We start from the raw sequence: 15,157 nt of genomic DNA, 5'->3' as shown, positions 1-15,157 counted from the left end.
TATAGCATTCCATGAAGAAGGAATAGGTACCTTAAGCATGATATATGTATTTCTGGATCCTGAGGGGAAAGAATATATAACTGTAAGTGATATGGAACTTTGGACAATTTTAATATCATGTGGGGAGCATATCATTTGATAATCGTTATCATTCCGGTTATACTCTGTATATAATCTAAAAATGAGGTGATCATGTTGAGAGAAACCATACATCCTGATTATAAGAAAGTAGTGTTTATGGACACAAACAGCGGCTATTCATTCTTAGGAGGCTCTACAAAGACTTCTCAGGAAACTGTTGAATGGAAAGATGGAAATACCTATCCGCTATTGAAGGTAGAGGTCAGCTCAGACACGCATCCTTTTTATACAGGCAGGCAGAAGTTTGCCGACCAAGGCGGCAGAGCCCAAAAATTCATTGAAAAATATAATTTAAATAAAGAAAACTAATATATATGGAATAAGGGAATCGGTACAAGTGCCGATTCCCTTTTTTATGTTTAATTATACGAATATTTGGAATATTATAGAAGTGAAGTACTTCATAGAGAGGGATTAGTAATCAATGAAAAAAAGAATTTGGTTTAATCGCTGGTTTTCTGCTGCTTATCATTTTATTGAGGCAATTAAATATAATGACGATGGTGTGGCTTATCAAATCTATGGAACCCATCCGAATGAAGATACCGTTTATTTTAAGGTTTGTGATCACTCAGAAACGGAACCTGAACTTGAGGAGGAGAGGAATATGTTGATTTTTGCCTGGATTATTGCCTAAAACATAACATTAATATTTTTATTCCCTATCATCATGCTCTGGCGATTTCCGGGTCTATCAGCAGGTTCCATGCAGCGGGCATTTCTGTTTTGGTAAGTGATAATTATTCACTTATGGACATGATTTCACATAAAGGAAAACTCTATGAAAATTTCAGCCGCAATGCCTTGACAAGATTGGTGCCTGAGTATAGGGTAGTTAATACCGCAAAGGAATTTGCCGAGGCATGCCAAATGCTGAAAGCGAAGGGGAAGACAGTGTGCCTGAAGCCGGACAGCGGCAGGGGCGGTGAAGGCTTTCGCATCATTCGGGGCAGCAAGGATTCAATAAAGGATTTATTTGGCCATCTGAGCCATGAAATGGCTTACGAGGATGTGTATGAGATCCTTTTGACAGTCCCCCGATTTGATAGCCTGATAGTCATGGAGTATTTAGAAGGATATGAATACAGCATCGACTGCCTGGCATTCAATGGAAAGCTGCTGGCTGCCGTTCCAAGGAAAAAAGCGGGCGGAAGAATAAGAAGCCTGGAAAATGTGCCTGAGCTTATGCAGATTGCCCTTGAAATAAACCAAGAGCTGAATATCCCATATGTATTTAATATTCAGGTCAAGTACAGCAAAGGTGTTCCCAAATTGCTTGAGATTAATCCGCGGATGTCTGGCGGTCTGCATATTTCGTCTCTCTCGGGGATCAATTTCCCTTATCTTGCGGTAAAGCTGCTCACAACAGGTGGTGCAGATGTGCCAGTCCCTAATTTAAGGGTAACGGCCACATACATAGAGAAGTCGGTTGTATTATCCTGATTTCATTTAGTTTATGGATTTTTAGAGAAGAAAAAAATGAATCATGGGTAAAAAACTCTTCACAGCCGTCGATAATACTCTAGTAAGATGGAAGGAGAGAATGAGAATGTTAGTTGCTGGTTATTATTTTTTAAAAGAGAGAGAAAGGTTCCAAAAAGAGAGGGCCGTTTTGGACTCAATGACTGGAATGACAGAATCAGAAGTTGCTGTTATGGACGATAGAGAACTAATGGAGATCTATCAGAGCTGCAAAGAGCTCGTTACTGCTTAATTAAAATTGTTCGCTGTTACAATGCCAATTGACATACCGGGTGTGATTTTATCATCCTGGTTATATATAGTTCACCGAACAGGCCGGAAGCATTTCCGGTCTTTTTCTTTTAGATTTTATGAAAAACTGGATGAATAAATTTTTTTCGAACAAAGTAATTGATTAAAGAAAATTTTTTTCATATAATTTCAATAGCCGCTGAAAATGCTTTCAACTATTTAAGCGAGAAATAATAACGAATTTTTTACTGTACTGTAATATTATTCAATAAGTCAGTGGTAACTTTTTAAGTGAAAGGCGGAATTTGCGCATGGATACACATTTATACCATTTAATTGCTACACTGCTTTCTATCGCCATTGTTATTTTAGGTGTGTCATGGTGGAAATGGCATGCATTTATTAGTTTGACCGTTGCGAGCTTATTCCTGGCCATCGTGTCCGGACTATCATGGGATAAAATTGTAAGCGGCTTCGAGACAGGTGTGGGAGGGGTTCTCGGACATCTTGTCGGTATTTTGGCGCTTGGGACCATATTAGGAAAAATGATGTCAGAGTCCGGTGCCGGTATACAGGTTGCAGACTTTTTTGTCCGTAAATTCGGTGTCAAAAAACTGCCATGGGCCATGCTTTTGTCAGGATTTATCATTGGTATTCCTGTTTTCTTCGAGGTAGGCATTCTGATTGTGCTTCCACTGGTTATTTCCATACACAAAACAACTAAACAAAATATTTTACTGATTTCATTGCCGGTTATTGCCGGATTATCGGTTGTCCATGGGCTAGTGCCTCCGCATCCCGGAGCAATGGCTGCAATCGGAATTTACAATGCAAATGTCGGGAAAACGCTTCTTTATTCTTTAATCATTGCCATTCCTACTGCAATCATTGCAGGGCCTATATTTGCCAGCTGGATCCATAAACGGGTTGTTCCAGAAGGAGAGCCAGAATTGATCCGGGTAAATGCAACTGCCAAAAAGCTGCCTGGAACAGGTATTTCTTTCTTCATCATTCTTCTTCCAGTCATCTTAATGGTTCTTTCTGCAGTTGCTCCATATTTGCATCTCGCAGCGGGTTTTGTTAAATTTCTTGGATTTATCGGCAGTCCGCTTATCGCTCTTCTGATTGCGTGTTTTACAGCATTTTATTTCCTTGGCTTCCGCCAGGGAAGGGACAAAAACCTGCTTAAACGCTATACAGAGGAATGTTTGCTTCCTGTAGGTTCAATTTTGCTGATTATCGGAGCCGGCGGCGGATTTAAACAAATTTTGATTGATAGCGGTGTAGGTACGACGATAGCTCAAATGTCCGAAAACCTTTCGCTGTCTCCGCTTGTATTAGCGTTTCTTATTGCCGGATTGATCAGGATTGCTACAGGGTCAGCTACTGTTGCCTTAACAACTGCAGCAGGCATTGTTTCCCCTGTCATCGAGCATATGTCAGGTGTCAATCTTGAATTGCTTGTAATCGCTACCGGTGCTGGTTCACTGATGTTCTCGCATGTCAATGATGCAGGGTTCTGGATGGTCAAGGAATATCTTGGATTATCCGTGAAAGAAACATTTAAAACATGGACGGTATTAGAAACCATTCTTTCGTTTGTTGCATTTGCGGGAGTATTGATAATTAATATGTTCGTATAATAAAAAGCAGCCTTTCTGTTTTTCAGGGAAAGGCTGCTTTTTATTTTTACATATTATGTCTGAATAATTGTTTATGCAAAAGTTGCATGAATCATAAAAACAAGAATAAACACAATTGCAAGCTTAAAATGGAGTTTTCTATCGTTTCTTTTGAAACGCTTAAAGCCCATAATAGTAAGGAACCCCAATAAAATTACTCCCAGCATTCCTGTCATATAAGTAAAGTCAAGGGTAAAGCCCCTTAATATGGCCAATGTGCCATGCAGCAAAACCAGAGCCGCTGAAACCAGTGCAATGGGAGTATGCCACTTCCGCAGAACCTGCAGTACCTTGCCTGGTTTGAAACTTCCCCACTCAGCTTTTTTTAGCTTTTTCCATTTTAGCAGCAGAAAAACCGGGTAAACAGCTGCTGCTGCAAAGAAACCTATCCTCGCTATAGATCCAAGCTGTTTGAAAATACCCTTATACCAATGAGTATCACTATCCATTAAAGTGTGATAGTCAGCATAGGTAAACAATAGGCCAGCTGCCAGCAGGATACCTGCCCCTGCCAATGCCATACTTGTAAATACTCTTTCTTTTGGATTAGGAATATAAGATGAAATAAAGCCTTTAGATTTCGAAGAATTAGTTGCAGGTTTAATGGAAAATCAGCTCCTTGTGAATTCAATGCAGAATAGATAATTTTTTTCATTATAAACAATTGCTATTAAGATGGTATTAAAATTTAATTAAAATTTCTGAAAGGATAAATTGGCAAATAGGCCTTCAATAAACTTGGATGAACCACATGAAAAAGATGGGCATTTTTCTATCGGTATCACTGAAACCTAAAGGGATTATTTACTGAGCAAGGAAGTAAAATATACGCATTATTGGAATTAGGTATATATCTTTCTAATTATGCGGATATGAAAGTCATTCTGTTTATGCTAAAGTCTAAATGGAATACTAACTATAAGATACTTTATAAAGTGAGGATATAAGATGATTGCAAAGACTGAAGAGGATTTTAAAGGATTAAAAGATATTGGTAAAATTTGCGGAGAGATTCGAAATGAACTAGTTTCTCGCACCAAACCTGGAATTACTACTAAAGAACTTGATGAAATTGCAGGCGATATGTTTGAAAAAGCAGGAGCTCAGTCTGCACCAAAAGGTGAATACGATTTTCCTGGATATACGTGCATTAGCATAAACAAAGAAGTAGCGCATGGGATTCCGGGGGAACGTGCTATTCAGGAGGGGGACCTCGTGAATATTGATGTTTCAGGTTCAAAAAACGGGTATTTCGCAGATACAGGAATTTCCTTTGTGGTTGGGAAGGGAGAAATGGTTTTACAAAAAATATGCGATGTGGCAAAAGAAGCATTCGACGCTGGACTTCAGAAGGCAAAACCAGGTTCGAAAAAAAGCGCACTTGGAAAAGCTGCACACAAAGTTGCGAAACAGCATGGCTTGACAGTCATTAAAAACCTTACTGGACACGGTGTAGGGCGTTCAATTCATGAAGAACCAGAACATATTTTCAATTATTTTACACCATGGGATGACGAAATTTTAAAACAGGGTATGGTGATTGCCTTTGAACCCTTCATCTCTACATTTGAAGAAGAAGTTTTCCAATCTGAAGAAGATGGCTGGACATATCTAACCGATAATAGCTTTGTGGCACAATACGAACATACCATTATCCTTACAAAGGAAGGCCCCATTATTACTACATTGTAAGAGCACTAATCCATAATCATTTTAATTATAGGCTGTTGGTGCTATGGAACAAGGTGGTTGATTTTCACTCCAGGATGCTCGGTTTCCGCGGGGCGGGCGGTGAGTCTCCTCGGCTGTGCCTGCGGGGTCTCCCCTTCCCGCTAATCCCACAGGAGTCTCGCACCTTATGCTCCAATCAACCTGACTTGACAATGGGAACGCCTCACATAACAAATTAAAAAAACAACAATCTTTAAGAAAAGAGCCTAATTATAGAAGTGTTTTTTCAAAAAGCTGTAAATTCTTTTACTGCACCAAATATAGCGGCTCTTTTCTCAAATAAAACAATCAATTTATAGAGAGAAAAGGGCTTCTTTGGGGTGTATAATGTAATTATCATTTCATGGCAGAAATTGCTGTTTGAAGCAGAATGGTTATACATATTTTTAACAGCCAGAAATTTAGAATACATGCAAAGCAGGTGGAAATTATGAAAAAACTAGGTTGGATTTTATCCGGTTTAGGCGCCCTCGCGATACTAGGAAGCTTATTGTATCCTATGGATATTATTACTAAAAAAACGTTTTTTATTTTACTTCTTGGCGGAGCGGGAGTTATGTTCATCGGTTCAATGGTAAGAAGCTTCAGCTTGCTGAAAAAATAGAGAAGAGAATTAGTCTGATTCAGAATGTTATTGCAAATTCTGATTCTCCTGGATTCTTCGTTCAAGTCTTTAAACCTATAAACAGTTAGCGGATTTTAAAGGAGATGATACATCATTATGGAAACATATGCAGATGAAATAAAACACATTCTCCGGGAACAAAAGCTCTTTTTTGCCACAAATGAAACAAAAAGCCTGACTTTCCGGCTGGAGCAGTTAAAGAAGCTGAAAGAGGAAGTGAAGAGGCGGGAACAGGATATTATTCAGGCACTTGCGGAGGATTTGAATAAATCGGAGCTTGAATCATATTCAACAGAAATAGGGATTCTCTATGAAGAAATCAACTTTACTATGAAGCACTTAAAAAAGTGGGCAAAGCCAAAGCGGGTACGTACTGCATTAACACATACGGGCTCTAAGGGGAGTGTTATTAAGGAGCCGTACGGAACAGCTTTAATTATTGCGCCATGGAACTACCCTTTTCAGCTTGCACTGTCCCCGCTCGCGGGCGCAATTGCAGCGGGCAACACAGCTGTAGTGAAGCCGTCAGAATTGACGCCTTCAGTTTCTTTACTGATTAAAGAAATTATTCAGCACATATATCCTGCCTCTTATATTGCAGCTGTCGAGGGAGGTGTGCCGACAAGCCAGACCCTGCTGGAGCAGGAGGACTTTGACTATATTTTTTTCACTGGAAGCGTACCAGTTGGAAAAGTTGTAATGGAGGCAGCAGCGAAACATTTAACACCGGTTACACTCGAGCTTGGCGGGAAAAGTCCAGTGATTGTGCATGAAGATGCCAATATAGCTCTTGCAGCAAAAAGGATTGTCTTCGGCAAATTTACGAATGCAGGACAAACATGCATTGCACCTGACTATCTGCTGGCACACAAAAAAGTAAAACAGGATCTCCTAAGGGCTATAAAGGAAACGATTATCGAGTTTTATGGAGAAAGGCCTCTCGAAAGCCCCCGTTACTCCAAAATAGTAAATGATCGGCATTACAGCAGGATTTGTGAATATTTAAATGATGGAAAAGTTATTTTTGGGGGAGAAACATCAGATGAAACCCTTAAGATTGCACCTACTCTGTTAGAACAGCCGGATCCAGGCTCGACTGTCATGACGGAAGAAATTTTCGGACCCATTCTTCCAATAGTGGAGTACGAGAACCTGGACGAGGTGATTAATTTTGTTAACGGCCGTCCTAAGCCGCTTGCCCTGTATCTGTTTACAAAAAGCGGGAAAACAGAAAGGCAAATAATGATCCGCATTTCATTTGGAGGCGGATGCGTGAATGATACACTCATGCATATTGCGACCCCATATCTCCCGTTTGGGGGCGTAGGAGAAAGCGGCATGGGAAGCTACCATGGAAAATACAGCTTTGAAACCTTCTCACACTCAAAAAGTGTATTAAGGCAAACAACTGCTTTTGACTTTTCCTTCCGATATCCTTCTGCAAAAAATGGACTTAAGCTGATAAGGCGGTTAATGAAGTGAAAAAAACTGTAGCCAATAGGTTACAGTTTTTTTGACTTAAATGGGAGAGTAAAAAAATTTGAAATCTGTATTCCACCTTTTGCAAGACTTGAAGAATAAAAGGGAATAAGCTGCAGGGAAGCCGCGACTTTTGAATAGCTATCAAGAGAAGTCCTCTATCAAGAGGGATCACCAATTAATCAAACAAGCTTTTCTTTAAAGCGGTTTATCTGGCAAGTATTTTTTTCTCCCTTGCTTCTGCCATCCAGCGGGGAAATTCATGAAGCAGTTTCTCATATAGTTCTTCATCCGTCTCTTTTTCAATATCAGGAATATGAAAAAATCCTGCGTTGTCTGCATATCGTCCATCTAAATCATCTAGTTTTCTCAGAACGTCAAAGTTGCCGTCACCGATGCCGGCAAACTGCCAGAAAATAGGCTCCTTTGAAGAATCTATCAAAACATTTGCCACACTATCCTGATTCTTCTTCGCTTTCTTAATGCCTCCATCATTTATGAAGATTAAATAAACGGGGAGGCTGCTGTTTTCCTCCTTTATATATTTATTTAACACGTCACGCATGACAGGAGGTTCATTATTGGCAGTGAATTTAGAAACACCAGTATTTTTAAGGATTTCTCTTTCTACATAATTGGGAAAATCTCTTTCTGAAACAGAAGGCAGCCTTGAAAAGGAATTATCATAGATCCAGACATCCAGGATTCCGTCATCATCAAAACGGGTCGCAAGGGCAAGCAGCCGCCCCATTACATTTTGGACAATCCCTTCTTTATACAGCCTTCTCATCGAACCGGAGATATCTAAGACTACCCCGACTCGTGCCCGAATTTTCTGCAGCGCTTTTCTCTCAATAATAATATCTACTTTCTTCTTTAGTAAATCCAGCTTGCTGATCATTGGCCTTTCCGTTTCACATTCTTTTTCTTCTTTATACGGGGTTTCTGCGGCAGCTGCAGGATGATAAATATCCAAAAACTCCTGAAGCCCTCTGTTATAGCCCCGGCCAATGGGATTGAAACGCCATGAACCTTCTTTTCGGTAGACATTGCCCAGTTCAAACGCAGTTTCTTGTTCAAAACCGTCAATAGCAAAAGAAAGTAATTCTTCTTTACTCTCTTCATCCCAAATGGTCAGGGAAATGTTTTCAAAGTGGCTGAAATTCTGCTTCCTGATTTCTGCGTCATGAATGGTAAGAATAAAAGTGACTTTTTCAATTTCTGGAGAGACTCCTGCAAGATTTAAGAAAAGCTCCTGATTTTCAGCAGCGGGAACCACCTTTGACATAGCTAAGGAATGATCGGAAGATAATGGATTATTGTAAAAAATGAAATATCCTTCTTCAGGAATCACAGCGTCCTGATTAATCATGAAGGCTGATAAGTCTATTTCGTAAAAATTGGAGTGCTGCGGGGCTTTTAACTTCCATGAAATATCTATTTTCAGTTTGTCTATTTCCGGGTATTGCTTGCTTAGATTGATTCTTTGTCCTTTAATTAATGTAATCAATGTTCTCACTTCTTTTCCGCTTATTTTTCTCATTCTCTCTTTCTATATTCTAGCGTAACAAGGGTGCTTCGTAAAAATGAAACTGCCAATTAACGGGAATTGATATGCAACTTTTACTATGAAAATGCGGTATAATAGGACAAAGTAAGTGCTTTTAGAAAGGAGATTATTCGGTGGGGGCTTTTGGCCAATATTCGAAGATCAATCCGGTATTGATCTCTTTTAAAGAAGACGAATGGAAAAATATATTAGAAAAAAAGCGTGCCGAGAGACAGCCATTCCAGGCGGGTGATCAAGAAATTTCCATCGGTCAGCTCGCAGCCAGGTTATTAGGGATTCGCGGAGATGAGGATGAGTATTATAACGAGCTTTTTGAATTATCCCTTAAGCCCTTCATTTATGTTCTCGATGCTGCTTCCATGAATAAAGAAATTGCACCTGAACAGTTTCAGGCCATACAAAGCGTACTCTTGATCAATCAGAATGAATCTCTTTCCGTTAATAGGTTTGTCGCATTTCTGGAAGGAAAACAGCTGATACCTGTACATGAAAATTCTGCTGTCAACAGGCATATCCGCGAGTGTTTGATACATACTCTGCAGGAATTCGCAAAGCACCACCATGATGGCTTTAAGCATCCTGATTTCAGGAGGGTCATCGTGGACTTAATTAAATGGATGCGCAACCACATGGAGCCAGCATTAAGGGACATGCAGGATGACAGGATGCCGGCATTCCTCTGGTATGGTGACGGCAATAAAAGCGAAGGATATTTTTTGTACTATTTAACGCTTTTCGGCTTTGATGTTTTGATTTTCCATCCGGGAGGAAAAGACTTGTTAAAAGAGCTCGAGCTTGATCCGGAGCATAATCTTATGATTGTTCAGGAACATTCCATAAATAAGGAGCCAAGGGCATTCCCTAAAGGAAAATCGGTCAGGAAAGCTACGGTCGCCTATCAGGCATCAAGGGAAATAGAGAGAATTCTCCACACTGATGAGACGCCAATCTTTAAGCCTTGGCAATACCGTTCCTACCAGCCGCATTCCATAACCTTAAAAACGACATATGATGAATTGTTTTTGGTAAGCAGGGAAAAGGCATTTATCCGTCCTAACTTTTCAATAGAAGGAAACAAAGTCCATATTCCTTCCATATTTGCGAAAATTTCCGGGATCTCTGAAAACAAAAGGGAATACTGGGACAGGCTGGAAGAGATGAAGGAAGGCGAATTAACTTTGTTTATCCGGTATTTTCCCTTGACGGCAAATGTCGGGGCAAACCATCAGTATCATTATCACCATGCATTAAATGCTGATGGAATGCTTGATCCCGAGAAGATGATGAAGAGTGTATGGTGGAAGCTTGGTCAATTGCCGCTTGGGGTTCAGCAGGGTGTGGCATCAGCTATTTCCAGAGTATGCGGGCATCCAAAGCTGCTTGCTGAAGGGAGCGAGTCCCTCTCTGACATTCAGCTTTATTTGTTTACACAGCTGACGGTTTTGCCTGCATCTGTTGTTGCTTTGTTAATGAAGTTTGATTACCCTCAGAGGGTGCCGAGAATTGTGATGTATAATAGCGGTTCAGGCAGCGGGATTACCAGGCCGGATGCTGCATTGCTGCTGCTCCTGAATGAAATAGGCATTGATTTAGTCCTTTACAACCCTTCAGGCTTGAGAGATTTGGAGATGTACATAGATGAGCAATACTATGATGTACATCTCATGGAGCATGTTGAATTTGATTGTGAATATAAAGAGCCAAAGATTCCAATCTGGCGAAGATTTTTTAAATAATTTTCTGGCTGGCCGCATGGCTTGTCAGGGATAAATAAAGTGAGGGATAGACATGGCAGATATTAATGGAACAGAATTGATGGATGTTAAAAATGAAGAGATTACACCGGCTAAAGCGGATGAAATCAAATTGAAGCTGAAAAATGAACCGGAAGTTCAGCGACTTGTCCAGCAAATTGATGTAAAGAACCAAATGTCTTTATTGGAATTTGGAAAAGAGCCAGCAGTTGAAATTTCAAGGTTTTCAGACCGGATTTTAAGCACCATGAAGTCCAGTTCAATGGAGGATTCCAGCGAGCTTTTGAAACATCTTGGGCGGATTATGGACAAGTTTGATAAAAAAGATTTTGCACCTGAGAAAAAAGGCATGTTTGCCAAGGTTTTCAATCGAGGGGAAAAAATGATAGAAAAAATCTTTGGTAAATATCAGACCATGGGAAGTGAAATTGATAAGGTATATGTTGAGATTTCAAAATACCAGAATGAAATGGTCAATTCCACCCATAATCTTGAAAATTTGTATGAGCAAAACTTTAATTATTATTTGGCACTTGAGAAATATGCAGTTGCGGGAGAAATGAAGGCAGAAGAATTGAAAACCCAGCTATTGCCGCAATATGAGGCACGTGCACAATCCGGTGATCAAATTGCTGCCATGGAACTGGATTCCTTGCGCAATGGCATTGAAACGCTGGAGCAGCGTGTGTATGATCTGGAGATGGCAAAAATGGTCGCTCTTCAGACGGCTCCGCAAATCCGCCTGCTGCAAAGAGGCAATACCAAGCTGATTGGTAAAATCAATTCGGCATTTGTCATTACAATTCCAATTTTTAAGAACAGCCTGATTCAGGCCGTGTCAGCAAAACGGCAAAAGCTGGTTGCTGATTCAATGAGCGAACTTGACCGCCGTACGAACGAAATGCTGCTGCGCAATGCTCAGAATATCTCAACCCAGAGCACAGAAATTGCCCGGCTGGCAGGTGCCCCAAGCATAAAAATCGAGACTATAGAAGAATCCTGGAACATTATCATCAAAGGGCTTGAAGAAACAAAAAGCATTGAAGATGAAAACAAACGCACCCGTGAAGAAGGCAAAAAGCGCCTGCTTGAACTAAAGGATAACTTCCAGGCAAAGCAGCTTAATGGATAAGGAAAAGTGCTTCATAAAACCTGGAAGCAAATACGGGATATTAAATGTTTGTCATAAAATAACATGAATGATAGAATGATATTATCACGCTGGCGTGATTTTAATGTTTGAAATGAACTGATGTTTAGCCTGCCGTTTCTGAATATAAAGGATGGCTTGGCTTTTACTGGTGAAAGGGAGTGTTTCTGTTGGCAATAACACTGCAAAAAGGACAAAAGGTTGATTTAACAAAAGGCAGAGCAGGTTTATCATCAATTACTGTCGGCTTAGGCTGGGACCCGGTTGCACAGGGCAAAGGGAAGGGTATCCTCGGCGGGCTGTTTGGCGGCGGGAGCGCACCTGATATCGATTGTGATGCTTCCGTTTTGCTGCTTGATCAAAATGGCAAGCTGACAGACAAGAAAAATTTGATTTACTTCGGCAATAAAGTCAGTGCAGACAGAAGCGTCAAACACTCCGGTGATAACCTGACAGGAGATGGAGACGGTGACGACGAGCAGATTGTAGTTGATCTAAATATGGTTTCACCTTCGATTTCCAAAATGGTATTCGTCGTAAATATTTATTCCTGTGTCTCCAGAAAACAGGACTTTGGCATGATTCAAAATGCCTTCATCCGTGTTGTGAATAACTCTAATAACGAGGAATTGATTCACTTTAACCTGACAGACAATTACTCAGGATTAACCTCTCTGTTCGTCGGCGAAATCTACCGCCATAATGGTGAATGGAAATTCAACGCAATCGGCGATGGCACCAAGGATACATCCATCTCAGAAATAGCAAACAAATACGCGTAATATATAAAGCGGAAGCGCATGTCCAGAGGGATCAAAGACTAAGAACACCGCATCCTGCGGCAACGCCTTTGTGCCCCCCCATCCTGGGGGCCTCAGCATAAGGCACTTGAGAATAGAAGGTGCTCTTTGCCTTCAATTCTTGGGTGACTTATGACCTTGAGAGGCTAGGCGCTGCAGCTGGATTAATAAATCAAACACATCCATTAATTAGCAAATAAAAAATAAAAAATAAGCGAGGTAAAAAATTATGGCTATTTCATTAAGCAAAGGTCAAAAGGTAGACTTAACTAAATCAAATCCTGGACTGAAAAATATTATTGTCGGATTGGGCTGGGACACAAATAAGTATGATGGCGGCCATGATTTTGACTTGGATTCCTCTGTATTTTTATTAAATGCATCAGGAAAAGTAAATTCCGATAAAGATTTTATATTTTTCAATAATCTTCAAGGCGGAAATGGCTCTGTTGTACATACTGGCGATAATTTGACCGGCCAAGGTGATGGAGACGACGAGCAAATTAAAATTGACCTGACTGCGGTTCCTGCTGAGGTAGAAAAAATCGCATTTACTATAACAATTCATGAAGCGGAATCACGCGGCCAAAACTTTGGCCAGGTCTCCAATGCTTTCGTTCGTGTTGTAAACGAACAAGGAACTGAGGAATTAATCCGATATGATCTTGGAGAAGACTTTTCCATTGAAACAGCTGTAGTTGTAGCTGAATTGTACCGCCACAATGGAGAATGGAAGTTCAACGCCATCGGAAGCGGCTACCAGGGCGGATTAGCTGCGCTGGTTACAGACTACGGCCTGCAAGTAGGATGACCCAAAAGCGGAATCGCCTGTCCAGCCCGTAAAGCAAATAGGGTTTTGCCGGAAGAAGGCGGCTTTGTGGCCTTCGAGGGAAAAACATCTTTTGCAAAGCGTGCTAGGCGAAGAAGCTGGATGACCCAGAAGCGGAATCGCGTGATTCCGCTCATTTTTTAAAGAACAGGCAGAGCGGATTCATTCGCCTGTAATTCTTGAGATTTCACGATTTCTTATGCTTTACAGAAAGGGTGATCACATTAGATGACTATTTCACTTGCTAAAGGACAGCGGATCGATTTGACTAAAACAAATCCGGGTTTAACCAGAGCCATTATCGGGTTAGGCTGGGACACGAACCGCTATTCTGGCGGATATGATTTTGACCTTGATGCATCGGCATTTCTGGTAGATCAAAATGATAAATGCACCAATGATCTGGATTTTATTTTCTATAATAATTTGAAGGATCCGAACGGTGCGGTCGAGCATACCGGCGATAACCGAACGGGCGAAGGTGATGGAGATGATGAGCAAATCAAAATTGACTTCAGTAAAATCCCTTCTCACATTCATAAAGTGGCTATAACCGTAACCATACATGATGCTCCTGCACGCAATCAGAACTTTGGCCAGGTATCAAACGCCTTCGTACGCGTAGTAAACGAGGATAATAATGAAGAAGTGCTTCGCTATGACTTAGGTGAAGATTTCTCTATTGAAACAGCAGTGGTGATTTGTGAACTTTACCGCCATGGCTCTGAATGGAAATTCAATGCCATCGGCAGCGGCTTTTCAGGCGGACTTGCTGCGCTTTGCAGAAATTATGGCCTGACAGTCTAATTCTATAGGCTTCCTTCTAGTATTTATGGGGGATTCCTTTATCTGGTTATGCTTAAAAACAAAAAATGAATTAAGTTGAGAACAAAAAAGGAGACCACTACATGGATTTTTTTCAAAATCTTTTCCATACATATGGGGAATTTTTTTCAATTGATAACATACAGCAGGTACTGACAGACCCGGCTGCATGGGGAGTAATCGGCACGCTGATTATTCTGGAGGGTTTATTATCAGCAGATAATGCACTTGTGTTAGCTGTCATGGTTAAGCACCTTCCGCCCAAATTGCAAAAAAAGGCGCTCTTTTATGGAATCATAGGGGCCTATATTTTCAGGTTTATAGCAATTGGGCTTGGTGTTTTCCTCATCAAAATCTGGTGGATCAAGATTGTTGGTGGAGCGTACCTTCTGTGGCTGTCTCTTAGCTACTTCCTTAAAAAGAATAATGAAGAAGAGGAATCAGAGGGAATCAATAAAAAAGGAATCCTCATCAAAATGTTCGGTGTGTTCTGGGGTACGGTTGCTGCTGTTGAAATAATGGACATTGCCTTCAGTATTGATTCAGTCATTGCAGCCTTTGGGGTAAGCGATCAAATTTGGGTGCTGTTCCTTGGAGGAATATTGGGTGTGTTAATGATGAGAGGTGTTGCCCAGATATTCCTTGTTCTTATTGAAAGAATCCCGGAACTGGAAACAACGGCCTTTGTTTTAATCGCAATTATCGGGATCAAAATGATTGCAGGGGCATTCGGATTCCATATTGAAGAGTTATTATTCTTCGGTATTCTGGTAGGCGTGTTCTTAATCACATTCATCGTTCATGCTTTGAAAAAACGAAGCAAAGACGAAGAATTATCCAATTCTAAATAATGCATTC

The 15,157-nt window shown here is 40.6% G+C and carries 16 protein-coding genes; 14 read left to right on the top strand and 2 right to left on the bottom strand.

The window, feature by feature from the left end:
• Positions 1-195: 195 nt before the first annotated feature.
• The 5 genes from BM126_RS18000 to BM126_RS17985 all read left to right on the top strand — a co-directional run bounded on the left by BM126_RS18000 (position 196) and on the right by BM126_RS17985 (position 3,497).
• Positions 196-450, top strand: a complete 255-nt coding sequence (locus tag BM126_RS18000; RefSeq protein WP_090990892.1) for a type B 50S ribosomal protein L31 — start codon at positions 196-198, stop codon at positions 448-450.
• A 115-nt stretch (positions 451-565) separates the two neighbouring features.
• A complete protein-coding gene (locus BM126_RS17995) occupies positions 566-778 on the top strand; it encodes a hypothetical protein (RefSeq protein ID WP_090990804.1) in 213 nt (70 codons plus the stop codon).
• Between the two features lie 113 nt (positions 779-891).
• The gene (locus BM126_RS17990) at positions 892-1,584 is read left to right on the top strand and encodes an ATP-grasp domain-containing protein (protein WP_177201483.1); all 693 of its coding nucleotides are present in this window, start codon (positions 892-894) and stop codon (positions 1,582-1,584) included.
• A gap of 43 nt (positions 1,585-1,627) precedes the next feature.
• A complete protein-coding gene (locus tag BM126_RS22010) occupies positions 1,628-1,855 on the top strand; it encodes a hypothetical protein (protein WP_141770097.1) in 228 nt (75 codons plus the stop codon).
• 310 nt (positions 1,856-2,165) lie between these two features.
• Positions 2,166-3,497 carry a GntP family permease gene (locus BM126_RS17985; RefSeq protein ID WP_090990802.1) on the top strand — a complete coding sequence of 444 codons (1,332 nt, stop codon included), beginning with the start codon at positions 2,166-2,168 and terminating at the stop codon, positions 3,495-3,497.
• Between the two features lie 71 nt (positions 3,498-3,568).
• On the opposite strand, the gene BM126_RS17980 is transcribed toward BM126_RS17985, so the two are convergent.
• Positions 3,569-4,057, bottom strand: coding sequence for a hypothetical protein (locus BM126_RS17980; protein ID WP_090990801.1), 489 nt, complete (start codon positions 4,055-4,057; stop codon positions 3,569-3,571).
• 427 nt (positions 4,058-4,484) lie between these two features.
• Between BM126_RS17980 and map the strand changes: the two genes are divergently transcribed.
• The 3 genes from map (at position 4,485) to BM126_RS17970 (ending at position 7,374) form a co-directional block, all read left to right on the top strand.
• On the top strand, positions 4,485-5,228 hold the full coding sequence (map, locus tag BM126_RS17975; protein ID WP_090990800.1) for a type I methionyl aminopeptidase: 744 nt from the start codon (positions 4,485-4,487) through the stop codon (positions 5,226-5,228).
• A 469-nt stretch (positions 5,229-5,697) separates the two neighbouring features.
• A complete protein-coding gene (locus tag BM126_RS22545; protein ID WP_177201482.1) occupies positions 5,698-5,871 on the top strand; it encodes a hypothetical protein in 174 nt (57 codons plus the stop codon).
• Between the two features lie 117 nt (positions 5,872-5,988).
• Positions 5,989-7,374, top strand: coding sequence for an aldehyde dehydrogenase (locus BM126_RS17970; protein WP_090990799.1), 1,386 nt, complete (start codon positions 5,989-5,991; stop codon positions 7,372-7,374).
• 205 nt (positions 7,375-7,579) lie between these two features.
• Here BM126_RS17970 and BM126_RS17965 read toward each other — a convergent pair whose 3' ends face one another.
• Positions 7,580-8,914, bottom strand: coding sequence for a VWA domain-containing protein (locus BM126_RS17965; protein ID WP_090990798.1), 1,335 nt, complete (start codon positions 8,912-8,914; stop codon positions 7,580-7,582).
• A 140-nt stretch (positions 8,915-9,054) separates the two neighbouring features.
• Between BM126_RS17965 and BM126_RS17960 the strand changes: the two genes are divergently transcribed.
• The 6 genes from BM126_RS17960 (at position 9,055) to BM126_RS17935 (ending at position 15,150) form a co-directional block, all read left to right on the top strand.
• On the top strand, positions 9,055-10,677 hold the full coding sequence (locus BM126_RS17960) for a YceG family protein (RefSeq protein ID WP_090990797.1): 1,623 nt from the start codon (positions 9,055-9,057) through the stop codon (positions 10,675-10,677).
• Between the two features lie 52 nt (positions 10,678-10,729).
• The gene (locus BM126_RS17955) at positions 10,730-11,827 is read left to right on the top strand and encodes a toxic anion resistance protein (RefSeq protein ID WP_090990796.1); all 1,098 of its coding nucleotides are present in this window, start codon (positions 10,730-10,732) and stop codon (positions 11,825-11,827) included.
• 188 nt (positions 11,828-12,015) lie between these two features.
• Positions 12,016-12,627 carry a TerD family protein gene (locus BM126_RS17950; RefSeq protein ID WP_090990795.1) on the top strand — a complete coding sequence of 204 codons (612 nt, stop codon included), beginning with the start codon at positions 12,016-12,018 and terminating at the stop codon, positions 12,625-12,627.
• Between the two features lie 247 nt (positions 12,628-12,874).
• Positions 12,875-13,456, top strand: a complete 582-nt coding sequence (locus BM126_RS17945) for a TerD family protein (protein ID WP_090990794.1) — start codon at positions 12,875-12,877, stop codon at positions 13,454-13,456.
• 246 nt (positions 13,457-13,702) lie between these two features.
• The gene (locus BM126_RS17940; RefSeq protein ID WP_071353272.1) at positions 13,703-14,281 is read left to right on the top strand and encodes a TerD family protein; all 579 of its coding nucleotides are present in this window, start codon (positions 13,703-13,705) and stop codon (positions 14,279-14,281) included.
• Between the two features lie 101 nt (positions 14,282-14,382).
• On the top strand, positions 14,383-15,150 hold the full coding sequence (locus BM126_RS17935; protein ID WP_090990793.1) for a TerC family protein: 768 nt from the start codon (positions 14,383-14,385) through the stop codon (positions 15,148-15,150).
• Positions 15,151-15,157 lie beyond the last annotated feature (7 nt).

The sequence above is a fragment of the Bacillus sp. OV322 genome (genome assembly GCF_900112495.1).
GTDB lineage: Bacteria > Bacillota > Bacilli > Bacillales > DSM-1321 > Peribacillus.
The sequence above is the reverse complement of the archived record's forward strand: the minus strand, read 5'-3'. Positions and strand labels throughout refer to the sequence as shown.

What these genes read in the sequence shown, in the direction of transcription:
- BM126_RS17970 (WP_090990799.1), top strand. Translation starts at nt 5,989, where the DNA reads ATGGAAACATATGCAGATGAAATAAAACACATTCTCCGGGAACAAAAG.
- BM126_RS17995 (WP_090990804.1), top strand. Translation starts at nt 566, where the DNA reads ATGAAAAAAAGAATTTGGTTTAATCGCTGGTTTTCTGCTGCTTATCAT.
- BM126_RS17955 (WP_090990796.1), top strand. Translation starts at nt 10,730, where the DNA reads ATGGCAGATATTAATGGAACAGAATTGATGGATGTTAAAAATGAAGAG.
- BM126_RS17945 (WP_090990794.1), top strand. Translation starts at nt 12,875, where the DNA reads ATGGCTATTTCATTAAGCAAAGGTCAAAAGGTAGACTTAACTAAATCA.
- BM126_RS17935 (WP_090990793.1), top strand. Translation starts at nt 14,383, where the DNA reads ATGGATTTTTTTCAAAATCTTTTCCATACATATGGGGAATTTTTTTCA.
- map (WP_090990800.1), top strand. Translation starts at nt 4,485, where the DNA reads ATGATTGCAAAGACTGAAGAGGATTTTAAAGGATTAAAAGATATTGGT.
- BM126_RS22010 (WP_141770097.1), top strand. Translation starts at nt 1,628, where the DNA reads ATGGGTAAAAAACTCTTCACAGCCGTCGATAATACTCTAGTAAGATGG.
- BM126_RS17980 (WP_090990801.1), bottom strand. Translation starts at nt 4,057, where the DNA reads ATGGCATTGGCAGGGGCAGGTATCCTGCTGGCAGCTGGCCTATTGTTT.
- BM126_RS17965 (WP_090990798.1), bottom strand. Translation starts at nt 8,914, where the DNA reads ATGAGAAAAATAAGCGGAAAAGAAGTGAGAACATTGATTACATTAATT.
- BM126_RS17940 (WP_071353272.1), top strand. Translation starts at nt 13,703, where the DNA reads ATGACTATTTCACTTGCTAAAGGACAGCGGATCGATTTGACTAAAACA.
- BM126_RS17990 (WP_177201483.1), top strand. Translation starts at nt 892, where the DNA reads ATGGACATGATTTCACATAAAGGAAAACTCTATGAAAATTTCAGCCGC.
- BM126_RS17985 (WP_090990802.1), top strand. Translation starts at nt 2,166, where the DNA reads ATGGATACACATTTATACCATTTAATTGCTACACTGCTTTCTATCGCC.
- BM126_RS22545 (WP_177201482.1), top strand. Translation starts at nt 5,698, where the DNA reads ATGAAAAAACTAGGTTGGATTTTATCCGGTTTAGGCGCCCTCGCGATA.